The organism is Gilliamella sp. Pas-s95 (assembly GCF_009795795.1).
In the GTDB taxonomy this organism is placed as follows: Bacteria; Pseudomonadota; Gammaproteobacteria; order Enterobacterales; family Orbaceae; genus Gilliamella; species Gilliamella bombicola.
The window spans coordinates 1-25,644 of the sequence record NZ_WTFC01000039.1 but is presented as its reverse complement, the minus strand read 5'-3'; the positions used below and the strand labels follow the sequence as shown (position 1 = coordinate 25,644).

General features: G+C 35.6%; 27 protein-coding genes. 23 read left to right on the top strand and 4 right to left on the bottom strand.

The genetic code is table 11. From position 1 onward, the window contains the following. Window positions 1-247 precede the first annotated feature (247 nt). The 22 genes from GQ598_RS09855 to GQ598_RS09750 all read left to right on the top strand — a co-directional run bounded on the left by GQ598_RS09855 (window position 248) and on the right by GQ598_RS09750 (window position 21,294). The gene (locus tag GQ598_RS09855; protein WP_085247021.1) at window positions 248-844 is read left to right on the top strand and encodes a LemA family protein; all 597 of its coding nucleotides are present in this window, start codon (window positions 248-250) and stop codon (window positions 842-844) included. Window positions 845-879: 35 nt separating this feature from the next. Next, entirely contained in the window at window positions 880-1,764 is an 885-nt protein-coding gene (locus tag GQ598_RS09850; RefSeq protein ID WP_160403974.1) for a YgcG family protein, read from the top strand. Between the two features lie 398 nt (window positions 1,765-2,162). Next, window positions 2,163-2,471 carry a PRD domain-containing protein gene (locus tag GQ598_RS09845; RefSeq protein ID WP_160403973.1) on the top strand — a complete coding sequence of 103 codons (309 nt, stop codon included), beginning with the start codon at window positions 2,163-2,165 and terminating at the stop codon, window positions 2,469-2,471. A 47-nt stretch (window positions 2,472-2,518) separates the two neighbouring features. Next, on the top strand, window positions 2,519-2,887 hold the full coding sequence (locus GQ598_RS09840; RefSeq protein ID WP_160403972.1) for an SFCGS family glycine-rich protein: 369 nt from the start codon (window positions 2,519-2,521) through the stop codon (window positions 2,885-2,887). A 13-nt stretch (window positions 2,888-2,900) separates the two neighbouring features. Then, window positions 2,901-3,194, top strand: a complete 294-nt coding sequence (locus GQ598_RS09835) for a DUF4312 family protein (protein WP_160403971.1) — start codon at window positions 2,901-2,903, stop codon at window positions 3,192-3,194. A 20-nt stretch (window positions 3,195-3,214) separates the two neighbouring features. Next, window positions 3,215-3,967: a DUF4311 domain-containing protein gene (locus tag GQ598_RS09830; RefSeq protein ID WP_160403970.1), complete on the top strand. Its 753-nt coding sequence runs from the start codon at window positions 3,215-3,217 to the stop codon at window positions 3,965-3,967. 15 nt (window positions 3,968-3,982) lie between these two features. Then, window positions 3,983-4,636 carry a DUF4310 family protein gene (locus GQ598_RS09825; RefSeq protein ID WP_160403969.1) on the top strand — a complete coding sequence of 218 codons (654 nt, stop codon included), beginning with the start codon at window positions 3,983-3,985 and terminating at the stop codon, window positions 4,634-4,636. A 51-nt stretch (window positions 4,637-4,687) separates the two neighbouring features. Then, window positions 4,688-5,842, top strand: a complete 1,155-nt coding sequence (locus tag GQ598_RS09820) for an amidohydrolase/deacetylase family metallohydrolase (RefSeq protein WP_160403968.1) — start codon at window positions 4,688-4,690, stop codon at window positions 5,840-5,842. Further along, on the top strand, window positions 5,820-6,959 hold the full coding sequence (locus GQ598_RS09815; RefSeq protein WP_160403967.1) for a DgaE family pyridoxal phosphate-dependent ammonia lyase: 1,140 nt from the start codon (window positions 5,820-5,822) through the stop codon (window positions 6,957-6,959). Before GQ598_RS09820 ends, GQ598_RS09815 begins: the two co-directional genes overlap by 23 nt. Then, window positions 6,959-7,699 (top strand): KDGP aldolase family protein, encoded by a 741-nt coding sequence (locus tag GQ598_RS09810; RefSeq protein WP_160403966.1) that lies wholly within the window; start codon window positions 6,959-6,961, stop codon window positions 7,697-7,699. Before GQ598_RS09815 ends, GQ598_RS09810 begins: the two co-directional genes overlap by 1 nt. A gap of 3 nt (window positions 7,700-7,702) precedes the next feature. Then, a complete protein-coding gene (locus GQ598_RS09805; protein WP_160403965.1) occupies window positions 7,703-9,622 on the top strand; it encodes a transcription antiterminator in 1,920 nt (639 codons plus the stop codon). A 219-nt stretch (window positions 9,623-9,841) separates the two neighbouring features. After that, entirely contained in the window at window positions 9,842-10,351 is a 510-nt protein-coding gene (gene yceD, locus GQ598_RS09800) for a 23S rRNA accumulation protein YceD (protein ID WP_160403964.1), read from the top strand. A gap of 4 nt (window positions 10,352-10,355) precedes the next feature. Continuing rightward, window positions 10,356-10,523, top strand: coding sequence for a 50S ribosomal protein L32 (rpmF, locus tag GQ598_RS09795; protein WP_025316508.1), 168 nt, complete (start codon window positions 10,356-10,358; stop codon window positions 10,521-10,523). A gap of 33 nt (window positions 10,524-10,556) precedes the next feature. Then, a complete protein-coding gene (gene plsX / locus GQ598_RS09790; protein ID WP_160403963.1) occupies window positions 10,557-11,603 on the top strand; it encodes a phosphate acyltransferase PlsX in 1,047 nt (348 codons plus the stop codon). A 4-nt stretch (window positions 11,604-11,607) separates the two neighbouring features. Then, entirely contained in the window at window positions 11,608-12,561 is a 954-nt protein-coding gene (locus GQ598_RS09785; protein WP_160403962.1) for a beta-ketoacyl-ACP synthase III, read from the top strand. 35 nt (window positions 12,562-12,596) lie between these two features. Then, entirely contained in the window at window positions 12,597-13,532 is a 936-nt protein-coding gene (gene fabD, locus GQ598_RS09780; protein ID WP_160403961.1) for an ACP S-malonyltransferase, read from the top strand. 18 nt (window positions 13,533-13,550) lie between these two features. Further along, the gene (gene fabG, locus GQ598_RS09775) at window positions 13,551-14,285 is read left to right on the top strand and encodes a 3-oxoacyl-ACP reductase FabG (RefSeq protein ID WP_160403960.1); all 735 of its coding nucleotides are present in this window, start codon (window positions 13,551-13,553) and stop codon (window positions 14,283-14,285) included. Window positions 14,286-14,435: 150 nt separating this feature from the next. Beyond that, window positions 14,436-14,669: an acyl carrier protein gene (acpP, locus tag GQ598_RS09770; RefSeq protein ID WP_034910452.1), complete on the top strand. Its 234-nt coding sequence runs from the start codon at window positions 14,436-14,438 to the stop codon at window positions 14,667-14,669. Between the two features lie 160 nt (window positions 14,670-14,829). Beyond that, window positions 14,830-16,074, top strand: a complete 1,245-nt coding sequence (gene fabF, locus GQ598_RS09765; RefSeq protein WP_160403959.1) for a beta-ketoacyl-ACP synthase II — start codon at window positions 14,830-14,832, stop codon at window positions 16,072-16,074. A gap of 194 nt (window positions 16,075-16,268) precedes the next feature. Beyond that, window positions 16,269-19,748, top strand: a complete 3,480-nt coding sequence (dnaE, locus tag GQ598_RS09760) for a DNA polymerase III subunit alpha (protein ID WP_160403958.1) — start codon at window positions 16,269-16,271, stop codon at window positions 19,746-19,748. A 196-nt stretch (window positions 19,749-19,944) separates the two neighbouring features. After that, window positions 19,945-20,904 (top strand): acetyl-CoA carboxylase carboxyl transferase subunit alpha, encoded by a 960-nt coding sequence (gene accA / locus GQ598_RS09755; protein ID WP_160403957.1) that lies wholly within the window; start codon window positions 19,945-19,947, stop codon window positions 20,902-20,904. 21 nt (window positions 20,905-20,925) lie between these two features. Next, entirely contained in the window at window positions 20,926-21,294 is a 369-nt protein-coding gene (locus GQ598_RS09750; protein WP_091350004.1) for a diacylglycerol kinase, read from the top strand. Window positions 21,295-21,353: 59 nt separating this feature from the next. On the opposite strand, the gene GQ598_RS09745 is transcribed toward GQ598_RS09750, so the two are convergent. From GQ598_RS09745 to metK, 4 genes are all read right to left on the bottom strand, one after another. After that, complete coding sequence (locus tag GQ598_RS09745) at window positions 21,354-22,196, bottom strand: 23S rRNA (adenine(2030)-N(6))-methyltransferase RlmJ (RefSeq protein ID WP_160403956.1); 843 nt, start codon at window positions 22,194-22,196, stop codon at window positions 21,354-21,356. Further along, on the bottom strand, window positions 22,190-22,621 hold the full coding sequence (locus GQ598_RS09740; protein ID WP_160403955.1) for a hypothetical protein: 432 nt from the start codon (window positions 22,619-22,621) through the stop codon (window positions 22,190-22,192). The genes GQ598_RS09745 and GQ598_RS09740 overlap by 7 nt, the downstream gene beginning before the upstream one ends. A 200-nt stretch (window positions 22,622-22,821) precedes the next feature. Continuing rightward, a complete protein-coding gene (locus tag GQ598_RS09735) occupies window positions 22,822-23,319 on the bottom strand; it encodes a SprT family zinc-dependent metalloprotease (RefSeq protein WP_160403975.1) in 498 nt (165 codons plus the stop codon). Further along, the gene (metK, locus tag GQ598_RS09730; RefSeq protein WP_160403954.1) at window positions 23,309-24,460 is read right to left on the bottom strand and encodes a methionine adenosyltransferase; all 1,152 of its coding nucleotides are present in this window, start codon (window positions 24,458-24,460) and stop codon (window positions 23,309-23,311) included. The genes GQ598_RS09735 and metK overlap by 11 nt, the downstream gene beginning before the upstream one ends. A gap of 217 nt (window positions 24,461-24,677) precedes the next feature. Here metK and murI point away from each other — a divergent pair, with 217 nt between their 5' ends. Next, the gene (murI, locus tag GQ598_RS09725; RefSeq protein ID WP_160403953.1) at window positions 24,678-25,502 is read left to right on the top strand and encodes a glutamate racemase; all 825 of its coding nucleotides are present in this window, start codon (window positions 24,678-24,680) and stop codon (window positions 25,500-25,502) included. Window positions 25,503-25,644: the final 142 nt, after the last annotated feature.

Genomic DNA, 25,644 nt, shown 5'->3' with positions numbered 1-25,644 from the left:
AGAAAACGGCATAAGTTTAAAAGCCCTGCCTCCTTTTATTCAAAGGAGCTAAGAAAAATTGCACTTCATGGTGTAATCTAGGAATGCTAAAATAAAAACTCCAATAAAATCAATGCCTTTTCTGACTGATTTCTAGCTAATAAAATATAACCAAGCACAAGTGTGTAAAGGTTTTTATATTTCTTGACAGGAACATTCCCCTTTTCTTAAACTGTTCGTAAAATAAACAACAATTTCAGGCGTACGGATGAAAATCAAATCGTTATTAATCATTGTAGTGTTAGTTGTTATTGGGGCGTTTATCTATTTTACAAGTTACAATGGTATCCAAACAAAGGACGAAAAAGTAGTGGCCGCATGGTCTGAAGTACTCAATCAATACAAGCGTAGAGCTGATTTAGTCCCTAATTTAGTCAATACCGTAAAAGGTTATACCACACATGAAAAAGAAGTTTTAATCCAAGTAACTGAAGCTAGAGCAAAAGTCGGATCGATTCAGATTAATGCTGATCAGCTAACTAACCCTGCTACATTCTCAAAATTCCAACAAGCACAATCAGAATTGAGTTCAGCATTAAGTCGCTTAATCGCAGTAAGTGAAAACTATCCAGAACTGAAAGCCAACACCCTTTATCAAGATTTAATGAGTCAGCTTGAAGGTACTGAAAATCGCATTACTGTTGCGCGCGGGCGATATATCGAAGCGGTGCAAACATTTAATATCTATATCCGTAAGTTACCGACTAAATGGATTGCTGATAGCTTAGGAAAACAACCAAAACAGCAATTTACGGTTGATGATGAAAAGCAAATGTCTAATCCTCCCGCAGTGAATTTTGGATAATTATTATCGTGAAAAAATATTTTCTATGTAGCATATTGTTCATAATTAGTTGGCTCAGTTATGGGCTAACTGATATTCCCGCATTCAAACATCGAGTGATTGACACGACTAATACATTAACATCGTCACAATTAAGCACACTTGAAGCAAATTTGAGTGATTATGAAAAATCACAGACAGACGGGAAACAAATAGCGGTTTTAATGATCGCTAAGCTTGATAATGAAACCATAGAACAATATGCAGATAGAGTCTTTATTCAATGGAAAATCGGTGAAAAAGGACAAGATAATGGTATCTTATTACTAATAGTAAAAGATGACAAACGTATGCGCATTGAAGTTGGTTATGGATTTGAAGGAACCATTACCGATTTAGTTGCTAGCCATATTATTCGCGAACAATTAGCTCCACAGTTTCAGAAAAATAACTATTATCAAGGTATTGACAATGCATTGTTGGTACTGAAACAAAAAATTGATAATTCTAACCCAAAAAATGATGATACTCAGGGCCAAAATCTCAATACTTTATTGGCGGGGGACTTTGGTTCCAAACTAATTAACTATGGACTAGTATCATTTTTTATCTGTTTCTTACTAACCAGTCTATTTATCACCAAAGTCAGTGCCAAACGAAGTTTAGGAACAGGTTTACTCAACGGACTGTCTATTGGTGGATTTACTTTATGGCAAGGTTACCCAGTACATATCGCATTACCTCTGTTATTTTTAGCTTTCGTTGTCAGCACCATGATAAGCGGCATTTTAACTGCTAGAGGTAGTCGCGGTGGTGGCAGTAACCGCCGTGGTGGTGGCGGTTTTGGTGGGTCAGGTGGTGGCTTCGGTGGAGGATCTGGTGGCTTTAGCGGTGGTGGAGGCGGCCGCAGCGGAGGTGGGGGGGCATCCGGTAGTTGGTAATACAATTAATCCTATTACAACATCTAGTTAAATATTAACGACTAAAAAATACCCAGAAAAAATATTGATTTTATTTGAGTTTTTATTTTTTTTAGAGCTTTTAATTAAAGGATAAATAGATTTTCCCAGTCAATCTTAGGCTAGGCGTGCTTTTAAGTGGAAAGCTAACTTTAGCTTATTTTATGATCTAAATCACAAAATTGAACATAAATTAAATTTGTAAATTATTAATTTAAGAATAACAAAGCCTGTCTATTACTGCACTTTCCTATCTTTATAACAAATTTCCTGTTGTTGATGGAAAAAGTCTCTATCCAAATTGATTCTCATTTCATTTAGGCTTAAATCATCCTAAAACAATAATATGTACATAGATTATGAACCAAATAAGATTCCGAATGATCGAAGATAATCTTGATCCAGAATTAGTTACAAATCAAACTATTGAAATAATTAATGATTGGTTATCTGAATGTCAAATTTTTCAAAATGATATCCAAAAGGCGATGTTGTATTCCCACGTTAAAGCTATGGTGGAAAGAGCAAAAAACTTAGAAAGGCTTCCCGAAGTCGATCCAACACTTTTTGATGAGCTTTCAGAAGAATCATTATCGTTAGCACGTAGAACGGTACAATTATTCAATAAATTACCAATGGAAGAGGCTTATTTATTAGCGGTGCATTATGAAGTCGCTAAGGCAAACTAAAACAAATACTAGACATTCTAAAATGAAAATTAAATAGGAGAAATATTATGGCTGAAGTAGTCATTGTTATTGGCGATAGAATGGGAAAAGGGCAAAAAATTGCAGAAGGTATTAATTCTGTAGAGGGGTGTCGTGCAATTGTCATTCCCGGTATGGCTGCAGATATGAAATTAGGCGATGTAATGAACAGCGAAAAGGCTGATTTAGGACTTTCTTTTTGCGGTAGTGGTGGAGCAGGTGCTATTACGGCACAAAATAAATATGGCTACCTACAACGCCATGGTATGCGATCAATTGAAGAGGGCGAAACAGCTATCAATGAAGGATGTAAAGTTCTCGGTTTTGGCTTTATGGACACAAAAGAGCTAGGACAACGTATCGCAAAAGCATTTTTGAAAAAATATCCACGTTCATAAGCGGAAAATCAGCATGAAAAAAGAGCAGATACTTGTCAGAGTAAAAGGTCATGGTAATGCTAAGCAACAAGCATTTGCTATCGCTTTAAGTCAGGTTCAAAAACAAGTATTGAAAAATACCAATAATATTATGTTGCGCATTGAACCGATTGATATTCAAGTTGTATCAGCAATAGAAAAGACAACCATAGAGCGTTTTTTGTTTGTTTTTTTACCAAGAAAAAAGACTTTTTATGAAATCACGCTTGATGTATCTGTTAATGTAACTTTTGTTGATTTAAGTGACATTGAATTTACCACTAAATAACATAACGTAAAAGGGAAGTTATGGAAATTTTAATTATTGCATTCAAGTCTATTATTATCGGTGGACTTTGTGGTTTTAGCGTTGGTGCTGGGGCGGCTCGAATGTTTCACGCGCCAACGTATCAAGGTATGGGAGCATTTCGCACATTAGGTGAGCTTAATTCTTGCGAAGGGGATCCTGCTGCACATTTTTCTTTTGGCCTCGGATTTTTCTTTAATGCTTGGGCTTCATCTGTTGCCGCTGGCTCTTTTACTCAAGATGTTGATCATCGTATCATTCCAAATTGGGGGGCAGCGTTACTGATGGTAAAAAATCGTAATATTACCGAAACGTTACATGATCCTAAAAAAATGGCATTTGTGTGCACAATTATTGGTGTACTTGTTGTGCTATTTTTAAATACCACAACTTCAGCAATCCCCGATTCGTTGAAGATTACAGCAACTAAAGTACTTGTTCCTGCTGCCAATTTACTTGTAGCAACTGTCATGCCGGTTATCTTTTGGTTAGCTGCGTTAGACGCTGGGCGAAGAAGTGGCTTTTGGGGAACACTATTTGGCGGGCTTGCACAGTTAATTATGGGGAATGCTGTACCAGGACTTGTATTAGGTATTTTGATAGGTAAAGGTGTGGATGATAGTGGTTGGAATCGTGTGATGAAGATCATGTTGGTTGCCGTTATTATCTTATTTGTCATGAGCGGATATTTCCGTGGCTTTGATATGAAGATGATTAACTCTTTTAGAGATGGTCTATCTTATTGGTTTAAATAGTATAGGGAACATGTTATGAATACAGAAACAACCATTAATAAGAGCTTTTGGTATGCCGATTGGTCATTCCCTATTATCTGTGGATTATTATCTGCTGGGATTTTTGCTGGGACGCATACTTTTTATGTTTATGGTATTGGTGCATTTAATGAAATCGCTTTTGTCGCCATGCTTAAATCAGGAATGACAACAGGCGATTATGGTGCAGTGGCTGCTTTTGGGGCGAGCTTTTTATTTGCTCGAGTCATTGAAGGGTCGTTAGTCGGTATATTAGATATTGGTGGTGCCTTACAAACTGGTATTGGTTTAGGCGTTCCTGCATTGCTTTTAGCGGGCGGTTACACATTACCTGTTGAAAACTTTTTTGCTGCGTTGGTAACCGGTCTTGTTTTAGGTGTATTGATTGGGTTTATTATCATTATTATTCGTAAATTTACGCTAAATAGTGGCGGTGGCTCAACATTTGGGGCTGATGTCATGATGGGGGCGGGTAATGCATCGGGAAGATTTTTAGGACCAATGATTATTTTATCGGCGATGGTTGCCTCAATTCCAATTGGTATTGGCTCATTACTTGGTGCGCTTATCTTTTATGTATGGAAAAAGCCTATCACTGGTGGTGCAATTTTAGGTGCAATGATTTTTGGTGGGATCTTCCCAATTGCGTGATTTTAATACTCCTTTGTCATTGCCTAAATTACAGAGGATTTGGATGTAATTATGTATGATTTAGTGATAAAGAAAGCAAAATTAATTGACGAATCGATCGTTGATATTGCAGTTCATTTAGGCAAGATTGTTGAGATTAGTAAGAACATTACAGAACAATCACAACAGATTTTAAATTTACATGCTAAACACTACATTAGTGCTGGATGGATTGATTCTCACACTCATTGCTTTGCTCGTTCACCTATTTATTACGATGAACCTGATTTGATCGGCACTAAGGCTGGTGTCACCTCGGTAGTTGATGCCGGTAGCGTTGGTGCGCTTGATGTTGATGAATTTTATCAATTAGCGCAACAAGCCAACACTCATGTTTATTCCTTTTTAAATATCTCGAAAATAGGGCTGATACGACAAAGTGAACTTGCCGATATGCGTGATATTGATGTGCCTTTATTCGACACAATGTTAGCCAAATATTCTCATTTTATTATTGGAATAAAAGTGAGAATGAGTCGTAGTGTGGTTGGTGAAAATGGAATATTACCGTTGGTCAAAGCCAAAGATATGCAAAAAAAGAGTGGATTACCTTTAATGATTCATGTGGGAAATAATCCGCCAGAGCTTGATGATATTGCCGATCTGTTAACAAAAGGAGACATCATCACTCATTGTTTTAATGGTAAGCCGAATCGAATTTTTGATAAAGAAAATAATCTTCGCGATTCAATAAGTCGGGCTATTAAGCGAGGCGTAATTTTAGATATTGGTCATGGTGGTGAGAGTTTTAGTTTTGCTGTTGCTGAAAGGGCAAAATTACTTGATATTTATCCAACTACAATTAGTTCCGATATATATTCTAAGAACCGTATTCAAGGGCCAGTATTTAGTCTAGCAAATGTTATGACCAAGTTTATTTGTTTAGGTTATAGCAGGGAGCGAATTATTGATAGTGTTACAAAAAATGCGGCACAAATTTTGCATCTTGAAAATAAAGGTAAATTATCCATTGGTTATGATGCAGATCTCACTATTTTCGATATCAAACAGGAAACGGTTTCGTTATCGGATTCAGAAGGTGAAGTTCGTCAAAGTCATGAGCAGTTTGTTCCCTTGGCATGTGTTGTAACTGGGAGTAAAGAACATACTGTGTGTATTGAAATAACAGAAGAAGGTAGTAAAAATGAGCTCAGAATCTCAATCTGAAAAAGATGTTTACAGTAAATATAACTTAAAAAGAGTAATTAATGCGTCAGGACGAATGACAATTTTAGGTGTCTCAACGCCAAGACCAGAAGTGGTTGACACAGTATTACATGGACTAAATGAATATTTTGAAATTAAAGATCTGGTGGATAAAACGGGGCAATATATTGCAAAATTACTCAAAGTCGAAAATGCCGTCGTAGTATCGTGTGCTTCTGCTGGCATTGTACAAGCGGTTGCAGGTTTAATTATCAAAGACGATCGTGATCTGTTATTTAATTTACATTCATCAGACAAATATGTTCCTCGTGAAATTATTGTTCCTAAAGGTCATAACGTTAATTTTGGTGCACCGATTAGTACGATGGTTTCACTAGGTGGTGGTATTGCGGTTGAAGCTGGTTATGCTAATGAATGTAAACCAGAACATATTGAATCTTTAATTAATCCAGATACAGCGGCTATTTTATATGTTAAATCCCATCATTGTGTGCAAAAAAGTATGTTGTCAGTCGCACAAACGGCTGTAATTGCCAAAAAATACAATATTCCATTAATTGTTGATGCTGCTGCTGAAGAAGATTTACAAACATATTATCAACAAGGCGCTGATTTAGTTATTTATAGCGGAGCTAAAGCGATTGAAGGACCAACTAGCGGTCTAGTTATTGGTCGTCAACAAGCGGTGGAATGGTTAAAACTACAGTCACAAGGTATTGGACGGCCCATGAAAGTAGGTAAAGAAGGTATTTTAGGATTAACCAAAGCCATTGAACTATATGTTACTGAACCAAAACATGAAACAGGGCAGCAGATGGTGATTAGAATGACCCCATTTATTGAAAATTTAAATGCACTTGATGGGATATCAGCTACCGTTGTTTGGGATGGTGCAGGGCGTGATATTGCTCGCGCTGAAATATCATTTAATACCAATGTCATCGGTAAAAGCGCTGCTGAAGTAGTTAGTTTTATGAAGCAAAGTGATATTGCAGTTTATTTTAGGGAATATAAGGTGAATGAAGGTAAGGTAGAGGCTGATGTTCGCAGTGTGACATCGGAACAATTAGATATTATTTACAACAAAATTAAAAATATTATTCAAGGAGCAAAATAATGCAACTGACTCCCAATTATTACAATGGCCGTGTTTGTTTAAACGTATTGGCTAATTCTATTGATAACGCTAAAGCTATTTATGAGGCAGCAAAAACACATGTTGTTGTTGGTGTTTTATCTAAAAATTATCTCGATAATTCCTCTGCTATTTCTGATATGAAAAAATATGCGTTAGCGATCGATAATGCGATTTCAGTTGGTCTGGGGGCTGGTGATCCAAATCAATCAATAATGGTGTCTGAAATTTCTGCTGTACTTCAACCACAACATGTTAATCAAGTTTTTACTGGTGTTGCTACAAATAGAGCTTTATTAGGGCAAAACGAAACTGTCGTTAACGGATTAGTTTCGCCAACAGGGAAAGTTGGTTTAGTTAATATTGCAACAGGACCGCTAAGTGCTAAATCACCGGCCGCGATTGTACCAGTTGAAACGGCAATTGCTTTATTAAAAGATATGGGAGGAAGTTCAATAAAATATTTTCCTATGGGGGGATTGAAGCATCAGGATGAATTTGAGTATGTTGCTAGATGTTGCGCAGAAAACAATTTTTATCTTGAGCCCACCGGTGGTATCGATTTAGATAACTACGAGGATATTTTAAAAATTGCTTTAGACGCAGGTGTGAAAAAAATCATTCCTCATATTTATAGTTCTATTATTGATAAAACGACTGGCGAAACTAGAATCAGTGATGTCAAACAGCTTTTATCAATTACCCAAAAATTAGTAGGATAAGATATGTCATCTAAAGTGCTTTTTTCTTATCAGCGATTAGCGTATCTATTTGATACGATAAAAAATGAAACACTACCTCAGCAAGAGCTAGCCAATCGTTTTTCTGTGTCTACACGAACAATTCGGACTGATATTTCAGCACTTAACGATATTTTATATGATTATGGTGCCCAAGTTGAATATACCAAGAATATAGGTTATCAACTTGTGGTATCTGATCCTAATTGTTATGCAACATTACCAATTACACCGCCAATAGAGCAGGTCCCACGAACAAGTAAAGAGCGAGTTTCTGCCTTATTGATTGCTTTTTTAACGCAAACAAATTCTGTTAAATTAGATGATATAGCAGGGAAGTGGTTTTTAAGTCGTAGTACTTTACAAAATGATGTTATTGAAGTTAAGCAGTACTTAGATAAATATAATTTATCGCTCGAAAATCGTCCTTATTATGGAATGCGGTTAGTTGGTGAAGAATCATCTATTCGGGCAAGTTTAACTGATATTCTATGGCGACGTCATATGGTCGAAGATACTATAACGGTAGATAGACTTAGACAAACTATTTTGAATGATATTGATCTAAACTATCTTGAGCGTATTTTACAAAACCAATTTGAACGTTTTGAATTAAAGTTAAATGCTGAAGGGCAAGGGTATTTACTTTACAGTTGTGCGGTTTCTATAACTAGAATTACTCAAGGTTATGAACTCATTGAATATCAAGTCGATAAAATAAATACGACGATTATTAGTGCTGCTCGTGAAATTTCGGAAGGGTTTTCTTACTTTTTGGGTAGTGTGCTTTCAGATGCCGAATTTAACTATTTGTGTGTGCAAATTGCCTCACGAACAATTATGGATTCACCTAATCAAGCAAAAAGTTTAGCATTGGTTAATCATATTTTATCTTATATAAATGATTCTTATCACTATAATTTATGGGATGATAAAAAATTATACCAAGATATGCTAATCCATATTTCTTCAATGTTATCAAGGATTAAATATCAAATTAGAACAACTAATCCTTTATTATATGAAATTAAACAATATTATCCTTTTGCTTATGATATTACATTATCTGCGCTAGCTAATACCGAAAGGTATACTGAATCAAAAATGACAGAAGATGAAATTAGTTACTTAGCGGTACATATCGGCGTGGCACTAGAGCGTAATTATAATGCTGGACATGAAAGATATGCGCAAATTTTACTTGTTAGCGAGCTTGGTAATGCCGCTTTGCGTATGATTGAATCAAAAATTAAACGGGATTTCCCGCATATTAAAATAAATCGAACTCTTTCTTACCGTGAATATGAACAGCTGGCAAATATTGAAGAAGATTTTGTTGTTTCAACTGTTCGTTTAACAGAAAAAAATAAGCAAATAGTTAAAATTTCACCATTTCCAACACCTTATCAGCTTGAGCAATTGGGGCGGTTGGCAATGATCGATAGAACTATGCCTTATATTATTGAGAGGTTTTTTGATGAGAAGTTTTTTCTTATTATCGATAAGCCTGTTACACAAAAGGAGCTTTTAAAAAAAGTTTGCCAAAGACTTGAGCAATCAGGTTATGTCGAGCAGGATTTTTATCCTTCGGTTATTGAGCGAGAAACTATTGTGTCAACATTGTTAGGTGAAAACATCGCGATCCCTCACACTGTTGGTTTATTAGCAAAAAAAACAATGGTAACAACGATTTTGGTACCACAAGGTATTGCATGGAATAAGAATGAAATTGCACATGTTATTTTTTTGCTAGCGATTAGTAAGGATGAATATGAAGATACCATGAGAATCTATAATTTATTTGTCAATTTTGTCAAGGAAAGAGCAACTAAACGTTTATTAAATAGTAAAACATTTGATGATTTTCGCGCTATTGTTAAGGATAGTTTTGGGCGATTGTCATAGTATGATCATAAAATATGAAAATACATGGCTAGGTAAAACTCTTTTATAATAATAAACTTATATAAATTTAAAAATAATAAGGTAATAGCCAATATTTAAATCAAATTATATTATTATCTGGCATTGACGAAGACCTTATTTAAAGGTAATATGCGCGCCTTATATATTGTGTTCTTTTTAAAAGACATAAGAATAACTTTAAGGTAGAATGTATATTCTATGCAAAATAAATTGCCATTAACAATTGACCCAGTTAAAGCAGCGCAAAAAAAGCTTGATTATGTTGGATATTATCCAATGCAAAGTGCGACAAGGGTTGAACGTCCAAAAAGCGATATTGAGTGTAGCTTATCTTTTTATTATGATGAGCAAAAGCTCTGTGTTATTGCAATTGATGCAAAAATTACGTTAGAGCAGATTTGCCAACGTTGTTTTAAACCTTTTATCACAGAAGTTCATGTGATGAATAAATTTAGTCCTGTTAAGAGCGATGCTCAAGCAGAGGCACTACCGGAACATTATGAGCCCGTTCTTATGAACGAGTTTGGCGAAGTAGATATATTAGCGTTACTTGAGGACGAAATCATTCTCTCGTTACCAATTGCGCCGGTACATGATAGTAAACACTGCGAAGTGTCAGAGGCTGATATGGTATTTGGTGACATTCCAAGTGAGAATGAAAAACCGAATCCATTTGCAATTTTAGTTAGTTTAAAGAATAAGGGGTAAATCCATGGCTGTTCAACAGAATCGTAAAACTCGTGCAAAACGTGGTATGCGTCGTTCTCATGATGCATTAACAGTTGCTAATATCTCAGTTGATGAATCAGGTAAAACACATTTACGTCATCACGTAACCGCTGATGGTTATTATCGTGGTCGTAAAGTAATTTCTAAATAATTACTCTTAAATTAGAAATTATTAGGTGACATTTTGGATAGTCTAACCATTGCGTTAGATGCTATGAGCGGGGACTTAGGTCCTCGTGTTGTTGTTCCTGCTGCAATACAAGCTCTAAATTGTTATCCAAACCTTTCTATTTTTCTGGTGGGTGATCCAACAGAAATTGATCTTTTTTTGTCAAAAGAAAGTAAAAAGCTTATTTCTCAATATCAACAAGATAGGCGTTTAATTTTGACTGAGTCAACGACCGTTATTACTAATGATATGAAGCCTTCTTATGCGATTCGTCATAGTCAAGGATCATCAATGAGAATAGCTCTTGAACTGGTTAAAAATAACAATGTCCAAGCTTGCGTGAGTGCTGGTAATACCGGTGCATTGATGGGGCTTTCTAAATTACTTTTACACTCTTTAACAGGTATTGATCGTCCCGCTTTAGTTGCTACAATTCCCGCTCTAAATAATCAAAATACAGTTGTGTTGGATTTAGGGGCGAATGCTGAATGTGATAGTGATATGCTTGTGCAATTTGCCATAATGGGGCAAATTTTAGCTAAAACGCTGCTTAAAATTGAACATCCTCGAGTTGCATTACTTAATATTGGAGAGGAAGACATTAAAGGATTGGATAAAATACGTGCAGCTGCTTCTATTTTAAAATTAAATGATCAAATTAATTACATTGGTTATTTAGAAGGTAATGAGCTTCTGACTGGTAAAACCGATGTGTTAGTTTGTGATGGCTTTGTTGGCAATGTGACGTTAAAAACAGTAGAAGGATTAGTTAAAATTTTTATGTCTTTATTTAAGGCGTCTTTTGATCATAATTCATTATTAATGAAGCTATTAAGTAAATGGTTACAAAGAAAAGTGTCAAAAAATTTTGGTTATTTAGATCCCGGACGATATAATGGTGCTTGTTTGCTTGGACTTAAAAGTATTGTGATTAAAAGTCACGGTAGTGCCAACCAAAAATCATTTTTTGCAGCAATTGAACAAGCTATTTTAGCGATACAAACCAATATACCTGAGAAGATTGCAACGAGTCTTTCTTCCGCACTACCCAAGAGCGAATAATTAGATGTATACAAAGATATTAGGAACAGGGAGTTACCTTCCAAAACAGATAAGAACCAATGCTGATCTAGAAAAGATGGTTGATACCAGCGATGAATGGATCACAACCCGTACTGGCATTAAAGAAAGACGCATTGCCGCTCCTGATGAAACTGTAACGAGCATGGCTTATCAAGCAGCAATTAACGCTATCGAGATGGCTAATATTAATAAAAATGATATTGGCATGATTATTGTTGCAACAGCGACTTCAGTCAATGCTTTTCCAAGCTCAGCAACTGAATTACAAGCCAAATTAGCAATAGGGGATGTGATTGCATTTGATGTGTCTGCGGCTTGCTCGGGATTTGTTTATGCGTTAGATATTGCCGATAAATATGTTAAAAGCGGTGCTATTAAATATGCTTTGGTTGTTGGCTCTGATATGCTAACTCGCGGTGTCGATCCAAATGACAGGGGAACCATTATTATTTTTGGTGATGGCGCTGGAGCTGTTGTCGTTGGTGCGTCAGAAGAGCCGGGTATTATCGCTTCACATCTTCATGCTGATGGTCGTTATGGTGACTTATTAAAATATCCATATATTGATCGTCGCGATATGCATGATCCTGTTTATATGACTATGCATGGTAATGAAGTATTTAAAATTGCAGTTAAAGAGCTTTCAAACTTGGTTGATGAACTTTTAACTGAAAATGCGTTTAACAAATCAGATTTAGATTGGCTAGTACCTCATCAAGCTAATTTAAGGATTATTTCCGCAACGGCTAAACGTTTAGATATGGATATGAGTAAAGTGATTGTCACATTAGATAAGCAGGGGAATACTTCTGCTGCTTCTGTGCCTTGTGCTTTAGATACTGGTGTGCGAGATGGGCGAATTCAACGAGGTCATCTAATTTTATTAGAGGCCTTTGGTGGGGGATTTGTTTGGGGATCTGCGCTAGTTAGATTTTAATTTATGATTTATTTTTTATGATCAAGGATTTAATAATGACCAAATTTGCAATGGTATTTCCAGGACAAGGCTCACAAGCAGTCGGTATGTTAAAAGATCTTGCTGGTGATTTTCCTATTGTGAAATCAACATTTGATGAAGCCTCTGAAGTACTTGGTTACAATTTGTGGGATTTAGTACAACAAGGTCCTACAGAGGAATTAAATAAAACTTGGCAAACCCAACCGGCATTGCTTGCATCATCTGTTGCAATATTTAATGTATGGCAAAGTGTTAATGGTGCACAACCCGATTTTATGGCGGGGCATAGTTTAGGTGAGTATTCAGCATTAGTTTGTGCCGGTGTGATTGATTTTAAAGATGCGATTAAATTAGTCGAATTACGTGGAAAACTAATGCAGGAAGCCGTCCCAAGCGGTACGGGGGCAATGTATGCCATTATTGGGTTAGATAACGAATCGATTAGCAAAGCATGTGAACAAGCAGCTCAAGGTCAAATTGTTGCCCCAGTAAATTTTAATTCACCTGGTCAAGTTGTTATTGCCGGTAATAAAGAAGCTGTTGAACGTGCAGGTTCATTATGTAAAGAAGCAGGTGCAAAACGTGCATTACCACTCGCTGTCAGCGTGCCATCACACTGTGCATTAATGAAACCAGCAGCTGATAAATTAGCAACGACATTAAATGACATTGAATTTAGTATGCCAAAGTTTGCTGTTATTAATAATGTCGATGTGAAAGTTGAAACCTCTGCCGAAAAAATTAAAACGGCATTAATTTCTCAGCTTTATAGTCCTGTACGTTGGACCGAAACTGTTGAATACATGGCAAAACAAGAGATAACGCTTTTAGTTGAAATGGGACCAGGGAAAGTGTTAACTGGCTTAACTAAACGTATTGTTGATACACTTTCTGGTTTGGCGGTTAATGATAAAACATCATTAGACATAGCATTAGAAAACACAAAGTAAAAGATAAAAGGGGTAGTTATGAACCTATCAGGAAAAATTGCTTTAGTTACCGGTGCAAGCCGTGGGATTGGTAAAGCAATTGCAGAAAAATTAGTTGCTTGTGGTGCAACGGTTATTGGTACGGCAACAACAGAAAAAGGCGCTGAGGCTATTAGCCACTATTTAGGTTCAAATGGTAAAGGTTTAGCCTTAAATGTGACCAATGAAGAATCAATCGAATCTGTGATTAATACAATTAAAACGGAATTTGGTGATATCGATATTCTTGTTAATAATGCAGGTATTACTCGTGATAATTTGTTAATGCGAATGAAAGAAGACGAATGGCAAGATATTTTAGATACCAATTTAACGTCTGTGTTCCGTTTATCTAAAGCATTAATGCGCACAATGATGAAAAAACGTTATGGCAGAATTGTGACTATTGGTTCAGTAGTAGGTACAATGGGAAATGCAGGTCAAGCTAACTATGCAGCAGCTAAAGCAGGATTAATTGGTTTTAGTAAATCATTAGCTCGCGAAGTTGCATCGAGGGGAATTACTGTTAATGTGGTTGCACCTGGCTTTATTGCAACTGATATGACTGATGCATTAACCGAGGAACAAAAAGCGTTAACATTGGCACAAGTTCCTGCAGGACGTTTAGGTGAACCAGTGGAAATTGCTAATGCGGTTGCCTTTTTGGTTTCTGATGAAGCATCTTACATTACTGGTGAAACTTTACATGTCAATGGCGGCATGTATATGGTGTAATTGGGTAGAATAGTGTAAAATAAAGCAATATTTTGATGTTTTGAACAAAAAATAAGCAGTTGGGTTGAAAAATGATTGGCATCTTTTTCAACATTTTATAAACTTACATTCACCGCCACTTTCGGCGATTTTTATAGGAAAAAAAAGAGTATGAGCACTATTGAAGAGCGAGTTAAGAAAATTATTGTTGAGCAACTTGGTGTAAAAGAGGAAGAAGTTAAAAACGAATCTTCTTTCATTGAAGATCTTGGCGCTGACTCTCTTGATACAGTTGAATTAGTTATGGCTTTAGAAGAAGAATTTGATACTGAAATTCCTGATGAAGAAGCTGAAAAAATCACAACTGTTCAATCAGCAATCGATTATATTACTGCGAATCAATAAGGTTAGCAGAGTTTTCACCATAGGCGGTCAAATGATCGCCTAGTTTGTATCAGTAACTTTAATTATTAAATTAGAGAAGATTTGGTATAAATTGGTAGACAATTTAAAATAAAATTTTCAATGATTCAAATTTCATTTCAATCCTTTTCTGGAGGACAATGTGTCTAAACGCAGAGTTGTTGTCACTGGAATGGGCATGATATCTCCAGTAGGTAATACAGTTGAGTCCACTTGGCAAGCACTTTTAGCAGGTCAAAGTGGTGTTGAGCTCATAGAACACTTTGATACTGCCCCTTTCGCAACGCGCTTCGCCGCAATGGTTAAAAACTTTAATGGCGAAGATTATAATATTTCACGTAAAGATGCGCGTAAAATGGATTATTTTATCCAATACGGTATTGCTGCAGGTATGCAAGCAATGAAAGATGCTGGCATTGAGATCACGGAAGAAAACGCAAAACGTATTGGCTGTGCTATAGGTTCAGGTATTGGTGGACTCGGACTAATTGAAGAAAACCACAGTGCATTAGTCAATGGTGGACCACGTAAAATTAGTCCGTTTTTTGTTCCATCAACAATAGTTAATATGATTGCAGGTCATTTATCTATTATTTATGGATTAAAAGGTCCTAGTATTACTATCGCAACAGCATGTTCTTCTGGTGTACACAATATTGGTCATGCTGCACGTATGATTGCTTATGGTGATGCGGATGCGATGTTAGCTGGAGGTGGCGAAAAAGCCAGTACTCCATTGGGAATTGGTGGTTTTGGTGCCGCTCGAGCTTTATCAACTAACAACAGTAATCCTAAAGCGGCAAGTCGTCCTTGGGATAAAGATCGTGATGGTTTTGTGCTTGGTGATGGTGCGGGAATCATGTTCTTAGAAGAATATGAACATGCCAAAAAGCGTGGTGCTAAAATTTATGCTGAACTGGTTGGATTTGGTATGAGTGGCGATGCTTATCATATGACTTCACCCCCAGAAAACGGTAGTGGTGCTGCATTAGCAATGAAATGTGCAATTCGTGATGCAGGAATTATGCCTGAGCAAGTAGGTTATATCAACGCTCATGGTACATCAACGCCAGCCGGTGATAAAGCAGAAACCCAAGCGGTAAAAAGCATTTTTAAAGAAAATGCTAATAAAGTGATGGTGAGTTCAACTAAATCTATGATTGGACATTTATTGGGTGCTGCTGGTGCTGTTGAATCAATTTTTACTGTACTTGCATTGCGTGATCAATCTGTGCCACCGACAATTAATTTAGATAATCCTGATGAGGGATGTGATCTTGATTATGTACCGCATACTGCTCGTCAAGTTAAAAACTTAGAATATGCACTTTGCAACTCATTTGGTTTTGGTGGAACTAATGGTTCTGTGTTGTTCAAAAAAATCTAGTTTTCTTTATCCGTCGATAATATTTTATCGGCGGAATGCCTTTAACATAGGCATTTTCATTTATAAAAATTATAATTGAATCTATCCTTATCTTTTTTATTCAATTAGAGCTTGTAATTAAAGAGAGTAAGAATATTCTTACTGCTTGTGTTATAATCTATGTAATTTTTTAAGCATAATCATATCTGGTAATTATGGTGGAACCTAAATTTATTCATCTTCATTTACATAGTGATTTCTCGATGGTTGATGGAATTGCGAAAGTTGGAACATTAGTAAATGAAGTGAGCAAGTTACAGATGCCTGCTTTTGCGATCACAGATTTTACTAACCTTTGTGGATTGGTTAAATTTTACGGTTCGGCAATGTCAAAAGGTATTAAACCGATTATTGGGGCAGATCTTGCTATAAAAAGTTCAAACATGCCTGATGATATTTATTATTTAACTTTATTAGCAGCTAATAATGAAGGATATCATAACCTTACTTTATTGATTTCCCAAGCTTATCAACGTGGTTATCTTGGTGATATACCGATTGTTGATCAGGGATGGTTAACCAAGCATCGTGCTGGATTAATTGTATTAGCTGGGAGAGAAAGTGATGTTGGTATAGGTATTGTTCGTAATAATCAAGTTATCATTGATAATGCAATTAATTATTACTTAGAAAATTTTAATGAATATTTTTATTTTGAGTTGGTACGGACTAACCGAGCCAATGAAGAACTATTTATTCATCGTGCTGTAAATTTAGCTGAGCAATATTTGTTACCCGTTGTTGCAACTAACGATGTTCGATTTTTGAAATCTTCTGATTTTGATGCTCACGAGATTCGTGTCGCTATTCATGATGGTAATACGCTAGAAGATCCTTCCAGACCTAAAAACTATTCGGCAGAGCAATATCTACGTACAGAACAGGAAATGTGCGAACTATTTTCTGATATTCCTGAAGCGCTTGAAAATAGTGTTGAAATTGCAAAACGCTGTAATGTGTCCATTCGATTGGGTGAATATTTTTTACCTAAATTTCCAACCGGTGATATGTCAACTGAAGACTTTTTAGTGCATAAATCACGCGAAGGATTAGAAGAAAGACTAACGTTTTTATTTCCTGATCCAGAAGTTAGAAAGCAAAGACGACCTGAATATGATGAGCGTTTAGAAACCGAATTAACTGTGATTAACCAAATGGGTTTTCCTGGTTACTTTCTGATTGTTATGGAGTTTATACAATGGTCAAAAGATAATGATATTCCAGTTGGTCCAGGACGAGGCTCTGGTGCAGGTTCGCTAGTTGCGTATGCTTTGAAAATTACCGATTTGGATCCGCTTGAGTTCGATTTACTTTTTGAACGTTTTTTAAACCCAGAACGTGTTTCAATGCCCGACTTTGATGTTGATTTTTGTATGGAAAAACGCGATCTAGTTATTGATCATGTGGCTGATATGTATGGACGAGATGCGGTTTCTCAAATTATAACCTTTGGTACTATGGCAGCTAAAGCAGTAATCCGAGATGTTGGAAGAGTTCTTGGGCATCCTTATGGGTTTGTCGATCGTATTTCAAAATTGATACCTTTAGATCCAGGAATGACCCTAGCCAAGGCTTTTGAGATTGAACCTCAGTTACAGGAGTTATATGATAATAATGAAGAGGTTAAATCATTAATTGACATTGCACGACAATTAGAAGGGGTAACCCGAAACGCTGGTAAGCATGCCGGTGGTGTTGTAATTTCACCTACAAAGATAACTGATTTTTCTCCAATTTATTGTGATCCAGAAGGCCATCACCCGGTTACTCAGTTTGATAAAAATGATGTTGAATATGCAGGTCTGGTAAAGTTTGACTTTTTAGGATTACGGACATTAACCATTATTGATTGGGCAATCAAAATGATTAATGAACGTCAGTTACGAGAAGGTAGAGAAAAAGTCGATATTACTCGAATTCCTTTGGATGATGAAAAATCTTTCGAATTATTATTAAAAGCTGAAACTACAGCAGTATTCCAACTTGAATCTCGAGGTATGAAAGACCTAATAAGGCGTTTAAAGCCCGACTGCTTTGAAGATATGATCGCTTTAGTCGCATTATTTCGTCCTGGGCCACTACAATCAGGAATGGTGGATAATTTTATTGACCGAAAACATGGACGAGAAGAGGTCTCTTATCCTGATATTAAGTACCAACATGACTCATTAAAACCTATTTTGGAACCAACGTATGGTATTATTTTATATCAAGAACAAGTGATGCAAATCGCACAGACTCTTTCAGGTTATACATTGGGAGGTGCTGATTTACTACGTCGAGCTATGGGTAAGAAAAAACCAGAAGAGATGGCAAAGCAACGTTCTGTTTTTAAAGATGGCGCTGAAAAACAAGGTATTGATGGTGAGCTGTCGATGCGAATATTTGATCTGGTTGAAAAATTTGCTGGATATGGCTTTAATAAATCTCATTCGGCCGCTTATGCACTTGTTTCTTATCAAACATTATGGCTAAAAACTCACTATCCTGCCGAATTTATGGCTGCGGTTATGACCGCCGATATGGATAATACCGATAAAATTGTCGGTTTGGTTGATGAATGCTTACGGATGGGATTAAAAGTTAATCCTCCAGATATTAATAGTGGTCTGTATCACTTTCATGTAAATGATAAAGGTGAGATTGTTTATGGTATTGGGGCTATAAAAGGTGTTGGCGAGGGTCCTATAGAAGCAATTGTTGAAGCACGTAACAGTGGGGGATATTTCAAAAATATTTTCGAACTTTGTGCTCGAACAGATATGAAGAAGATCAATCGTCGGGTACTTGAAAAACTCACTATGGCAGGAGCTTTTGATAAATTAGGTCCTCATCGTGCGGCTATATTGCATAGCATTAATGATGCAATGCAAGCGGCAGATCAATATGCTAAAGCGCAAGATATTGGTCAAGAAGATATGTTTGGTGTTTTGGCGGAAGAGCCTGAACAAGTTGAGCATGCTTATGCTGCAGTTCCTGAATTACCCGACCAAGTTTTGCTTGATGGAGAACGTGAGGCCTTAGGACTTTATTTAACGGGGCATCCAGTAACACAATATTTAAAAGAATTAAATCGTTATACCGGCGGACTGAGAATTAGTGAAGCCTCTCCAACAGGTTGGGGTAAGATGGTTACTTTTGCTGGTATTGTTACTGATGCTCGGGTTCGCATTACTAAAAAAGGTAAAAAAATCGGTTTGTTTACCTTGGATGATCGTTCAGGTCGGATCGATGGTATGCTTTTTGCTGAGTCTTTAGAAAATTTTGGGCATTTACTTATAAAAGATAAAATATTGATTGTTACAGGTCAAGTGAGTCATGACGATTTTAACGGTGGTTTTAAAATATCTGTGCGTGATATTGTTGATCTAAAAGATGCTCGAGCTAAATATGTGAAAGGATTGTCGATTACTTTAACTGAAAGTGAAACAAATCAATCAATATTACAACGTTTACAACAACTGTTTGAACCTTATCGGCATGGCAGTGTGCCAGTTAACTTATATTATCATCGAGATGATTTAGTTGTTAGGATTCAATTTGGAACAACATGGAGAATTATACCGGAAGATGCTTTGATTGTTGAATTAAAAACACTACTTGGCATTGATCGTATAGAATTTGAGTTTGAATAAATAAGGTTACTTTCAGCAAATGTAAGTGGCATTATATTTTGAATAGTTGAAGTCTAATAATATAAATATAGGTGACTTCAATGAGTATTACATAGTAGAATTGATTTAATTTTATCTTAAGAATTAGTCAGTATACTATATTAAAGAGTGTATTTTTTTAAAATACCAAATAAATTAAGAGGCAATTACAAGCGTTATGAACAATTTTTTGGAATTTGAAAAGCCGATAGCGGAATTAGAAGCAAAAATTAATTCCTTAAAGAATATTGATTCACAACAAGTTGAATTAGATATTAATTTAGATAAAGAGATTAAGCAATTACATAAAAAAAGTCGTGAATTAACAAAAAAAATATTTGCTAATTTAACTCCTTGGGAAATTGCGCAATTAGCTAGACATCCAAATCGTCCTTATACATTGGATTATATAAAAGAAATATTCACTGACTTTGATGAATTAGCAGGGGATAGGGCTTATGCCGATGATAAAGCAATTGTTGGTGGAATAGCTCGTATAGATGGACGAGCTGTGGTAGTTATTGGACATCAAAAGGGTCGTGAAACTAAGCAGAAGATTTATCGAAATTTTGGTATGCCAGCACCAGAAGGGTACCGTAAAGCTTTACGATTAATGCAACTAGCTGAACGCTTTAAATTGCCTATTATTACTTTTATTGATACTCCTGGAGCTTATCCTGGTATTGGTGCAGAAGAACGAGGCCAGGCAGAAGCTATTGCACGTAATTTAAGAGAAATGTCACGGCTTAAAGTACCAAGCATTTGTACTGTAATTGGTGAAGGTGGATCTGGCGGAGCACTAGCGATTGGTGTAGCAGATAAAGTAAATATGCTTCAATATAGTACTTATTCTGTTATCTCACCAGAAGGTTGTGCTTCTATCTTGTGGAAAAGTGCCGACAAAGCTCCTGTTGCCGCTGAAGCAATGAATATGACAGCAGATAATTTATTAAAGTTAAATTTGATTGATTCAATCGTACCTGAGCCACTTGGTGGGGCTCACCGTGATTATACTGCTATATCTATTTCACTCAAAACTCAGCTACTTAGTGATCTTGATGAACTTGAAAGTATGGATTTATCTGTATTACTAGAAAGAAGATTTCAACGTTTGATGAACTATGGTTATGTAAGGTAATTTTAAATCTGGAACATTATAATGAAAAAATCGACAGGATTACTTCGTATCTTTAATGCGACAAAATACTCTTTAAAAGGCTTAAAATCAGCAATCAAACATGAAGCTGCATTTCGTCAAGAGTTAATTGTATTAGGAGTGGCTTATGCTATTGTAATGCTGGTTGATTTTTCTATTTATGAACGCATCTTATTACTTGGTTCGATCGGTGTTGTGATGATTACCGAGTTAATTAATAGTGCAATTGAGTGTGTTGTTGATCGTATCGGCCATGAAAGACATGAGCTATCTGGCCGAGCGAAGGATTATGGTTCAGCTGCTGTATTTTTATCGTTATTATTGACTATTACCCTGTGGATCTATCTATTTTCTTGTCACTTTTTCTCATGACTTTTTGCTTAGACATAGATTTTTTAGAATCTTTGTGACAATAGATAACTAATAAAAAACTATTCAGAAACGAGTTCTTTAATTATGTAATTTCCAGTTTTTTCAGTATCTAGCGTTGTTCTTAGCCATGGCATAACTGCATGCATTTGTTCGTGTAATTTCCATGGTGGATTAATTACTATCATTCCTGATGCGGTCATGCCTTTTTGATTGTTATCTGGTTTTACTGCTAGCTCAAACTGCGAAATTCGTTTAATACCTAAATTCACAATGCCATCAATCATTTTTTGTGTTTGGCTACGAGACACAACAGGATACCAAATTAAATAGACACCAGTTGCAAAACGCTTATAGGCTTCAAACAGTGCTGTAGGAATTGTTTGATAATCGTCCTTTATTTCATAGGAAGGATCGATCAATATTATGCCACGGCGTGAATCTGGCGGTAACTTCGATTTTAATTGAGAAAAACCATCTTCACGTAATACTCTTGTTCGTTTATCTTTATTAAATTCTTGCCTTAATAAAGGATAATCGGTTGAATGTAATTCGGTAAGATTGAGCTTGTCTTGCTCACGTAATAATTGCTTAGCAATTAATGGTGAGCCCGGATAATATTTTAATTCATCAAAAGGATTATATCGTCTTAGTACCGATATATAGGTATTTAGCAATTCAGGGATATTTGATTGTTGCCAAATCAAATTAATTCCAGATAAATATTCACCTGTTTTTGCAGCATGTTCACTCTTTAATAAGTATCGGCCAGCGCCTGAGTGTGTATCTAAATATAAAAAAGGTTTTTCTTTTTCTTTTAATGATTCAATACAGAATGTTAACACAATATGTTTTAATACATCCGCATGATTACCAGCATGATAACTATGACGATAGCTTAACATGATAAATTCTCCTTCTTTTGTTCATTTTTTTGCATATAAAAGGTCGTTAAAGCTAAACAAAGAAGGCAGGGGATTTCCATTAATTCTTCTATTAAATCTTTTCGTTCCCTTGTTATAACTAAGAATTGATGGCCAATACGGTGGTGTTCTGCAATATCAGCTATACCCAAGAATAAAAAAGCTAAAAATATATGCCAAACTGGAATTTTTTCAAATTTATAGCGACGAACAATTTCTTGGCGAATTATAGGTAAAAATATACTGAGTATTGGAAGTGCTATTAAAAAACTAGCAATAATTTTGTAATAAAAACGCGGTACTTCAGGAAAAAAGTCTCGCCCCCAACTAATTCCTCGACCAAAAAGCATCAACCACCAAAATATTGTCCAAATCCAAAATTTATATAGATTTGAATGTTCAGCCATTTTTTTTGCATAGCAGTAAGTATAGCAGCACATAAATAACAAAAAGAGTGATTGGACATGTTCAATAAGTGTGACAGTAAGTCCATTATATAAAGGTATAAAAAAATTACCTATAATATAAAGAGTAATACCAAGAATAATAATCGATAAGGAACTTTTGTAAAAATGAAAATCTAATTTACACATACAATATCTTAATATTAATTAGCGCGTTTAAGTTTGAGTATAGTACCGCATTTACGACATAAATAACTAGTTTTATTATTTTGAATTTTATTATGTCTTATCGATGTTAGGTGATGTTGTTGACACTTGCAGTAGTATAAATAAGTATTGCGTTGTACTGTAAAACGATGAGTGGTCGTTGGAATTTTGCCTAATATTTCTGACATAATATATTGCCATTGTTTACCATGTGGCTTTACTTTTCCAAATTCTTTAAAAACAATTAGATGTGCTAATTCATGAGGTACCACTTCCTCAATAAAATGCATACCATTTTCTAGTAACATAATTGAATTAAGTTGAATTTCCCAACGTATTAAAAATGCACTGCCCGCAATGCTCCCTTTCGGTTTATAGATGATTTTAGGTTCTTTATATTGAGTATGGAGAAGTTGATTGGCTTGTATTAAGTGAGTTCTTAAACAAGCCATTACCTGATTATGTAAATAAATTGGTATGCGTTTATAGTCCAGCTGCATCGCGAAGTAGTGCTGCTTTATCGGTTTTTTCCCAAGGGAAGATATCTCGCCCAAAATGACCGTAACTTGCAGTTTGTTGGTAAATTGGCTGAATAAGGTCAAGCATCTGAATCAATCCATAAGGTCTTAAATCAAAAAATTCTTTGATAAGTGCAACAATTTTATGGTGATCGATTTTTTCAGTACCAAAAGTATTAACATAAATTGATGTAGGATTGGCAATACCAATTGCATAAGATATCTGTAATTCACATCTGTCAGCAAGTCCAGCTGCAACAATATTTTTTACTACATAGCGTGCAGCATAAGCTGCTGAACGGTCAACTTTTGATGGATCTTTTCCTGAAAAAGCTCCACCTCCATGACGCGCGGCTCCGCCATAAGTATCTACAATAATTTTGCGGCCAGTTAACCCACAATCTCCCATAGGACCACCAATAACAAAGCGTCCAGTTGGATTAATAAAGTATTTAGTCCTTGACGTTAACCATTCGGTTGGTAATGTAGGTTTAATGATTTCTTCCATAACAGCTTCATGTAATGCTTTTTGGTCAATGGCTTCTGAATGCTGAGTAGATAAAACGATAGTATCAACCCCTTTTATTTGACCATCTTGGTAAATTAATGTGACTTGGCTTTTTGCATCGGGTCTTAACCAAGGAAGTGTACCATTTTTTCTGACTTCTGCTTGGCGACGCATTAAATCATGCGCATAACTTATGGCTGCAGGCATAAAGTTTGGCATTTCATTGGTCGCATAACCAAACATTATACCTTGATCGCCTGCACCTTGTTCTAGTGGATCTTTTCGATCGACGCCTTGATTAATGTCAGGAGATTGCTTGCCAATAGCATTAAGCACCGCACATGAATTTGCATCAAATCCCATTTCTGAACTGGTATAACCAATATCATTAATGGTTTTTCTTGTTAATTCCTCAATATCTACCCAAGCTGAAGTTGTGATTTCACCACCAACTAAAGCCATACCTGTTTTTACATAAGTTTCACATGCGACTCGTGCTTTTGGATCTTGTTTTAAAATAGCATCAAGCACAGCATCAGATATTTGATCGGCGATTTTATCTGGATGACCTTCAGAAACAGATTCTGAAGTAAATAGAAATTCTGACATGTAATACCTTCTTAATTTAATTCTTGTATGATGCTTGAAATATAATATTAGTCTTTAATATATGTATCCATTTTAGCAGTTTTACCATCTAGACGTCTAGCCCATATTTATCAAACAAAATGCAATATTGGCTTAGGTAAAATTACTTGCTTTAATTTTTAATCAATTTACGATATTGCGCGTTTCTAATTTATTATTTAATAATCTATAGCTAAAAATGAATATCATAAAACAATCTCCTTCAGTGTTAGTATTTGATTCAGGTATCGGTGGTTTATCTGTTTATAATGAAATCTATAATAAAATGCCTAATGCACACTATATTTATGCATTCGATAATGAGATGTTTCCTTATGGGGATAAATCTCCAGAATTTTTAATTAATAGAGTAGATTCGGTTATTGATGCTGTTACTCAATTTTATTCAATTGATTTAGCTGTTATTGCCTGTAATACGGCTAGTACTATCTGTTTGCCTAGTTTGCGTTCTAAATTTTCTTTTCCTATTATCGGTGTTGTACCAGCAATTAAACCAGCTAGCTTGCTTACTAAAAATAAATGTATAGGGTTATTAGCAACTAAAGCTACAATAGAAAGAACTTATGTAACAGACTTAATCCAGCAATTCGCAGAACACTGCATTGTTAAATTATTAGGTCTATCAGAATTAGCACTTATAGCAGAAAATAAATTACAAGGCATTACTGTAGATATCCAACAGCTAAAAGAATTAATGCAACCTTGGCTTAGATTACCGATCATCCCCGATACAATAGTGCTAGGTTGTACGCATTACCCTTTTATTAAAAAAGAATTACAAATGATTTTTCCTCAAGCTACCTTTATAGATTCCGGTTATGCGATTGCAGCAAGGGTCTATAATTTGTTAAATGATAAATACGATTTAAAACAACTACCTCCATTGATGACTGAAAACATTGTGGTGAGTACATACTATGATCAGTCTGTAGAAAAATTGATTAAAAAATTATCAGACTATAATCTTAATAAATATCAAAATATTAATGTTTTACGAGTTTAAAGTTTGTTCAAGTAAGTAACTGTTTGATCTTTTTTACTTGCTAAAAAAAAAGAAGAGCCTATAATGCGCATCCACTGACACGCAGTCAGCGCCAAGCAGGCGGTGAGTAAGGTTAGAGAATGAGATCAAAAATTTTAAAAAA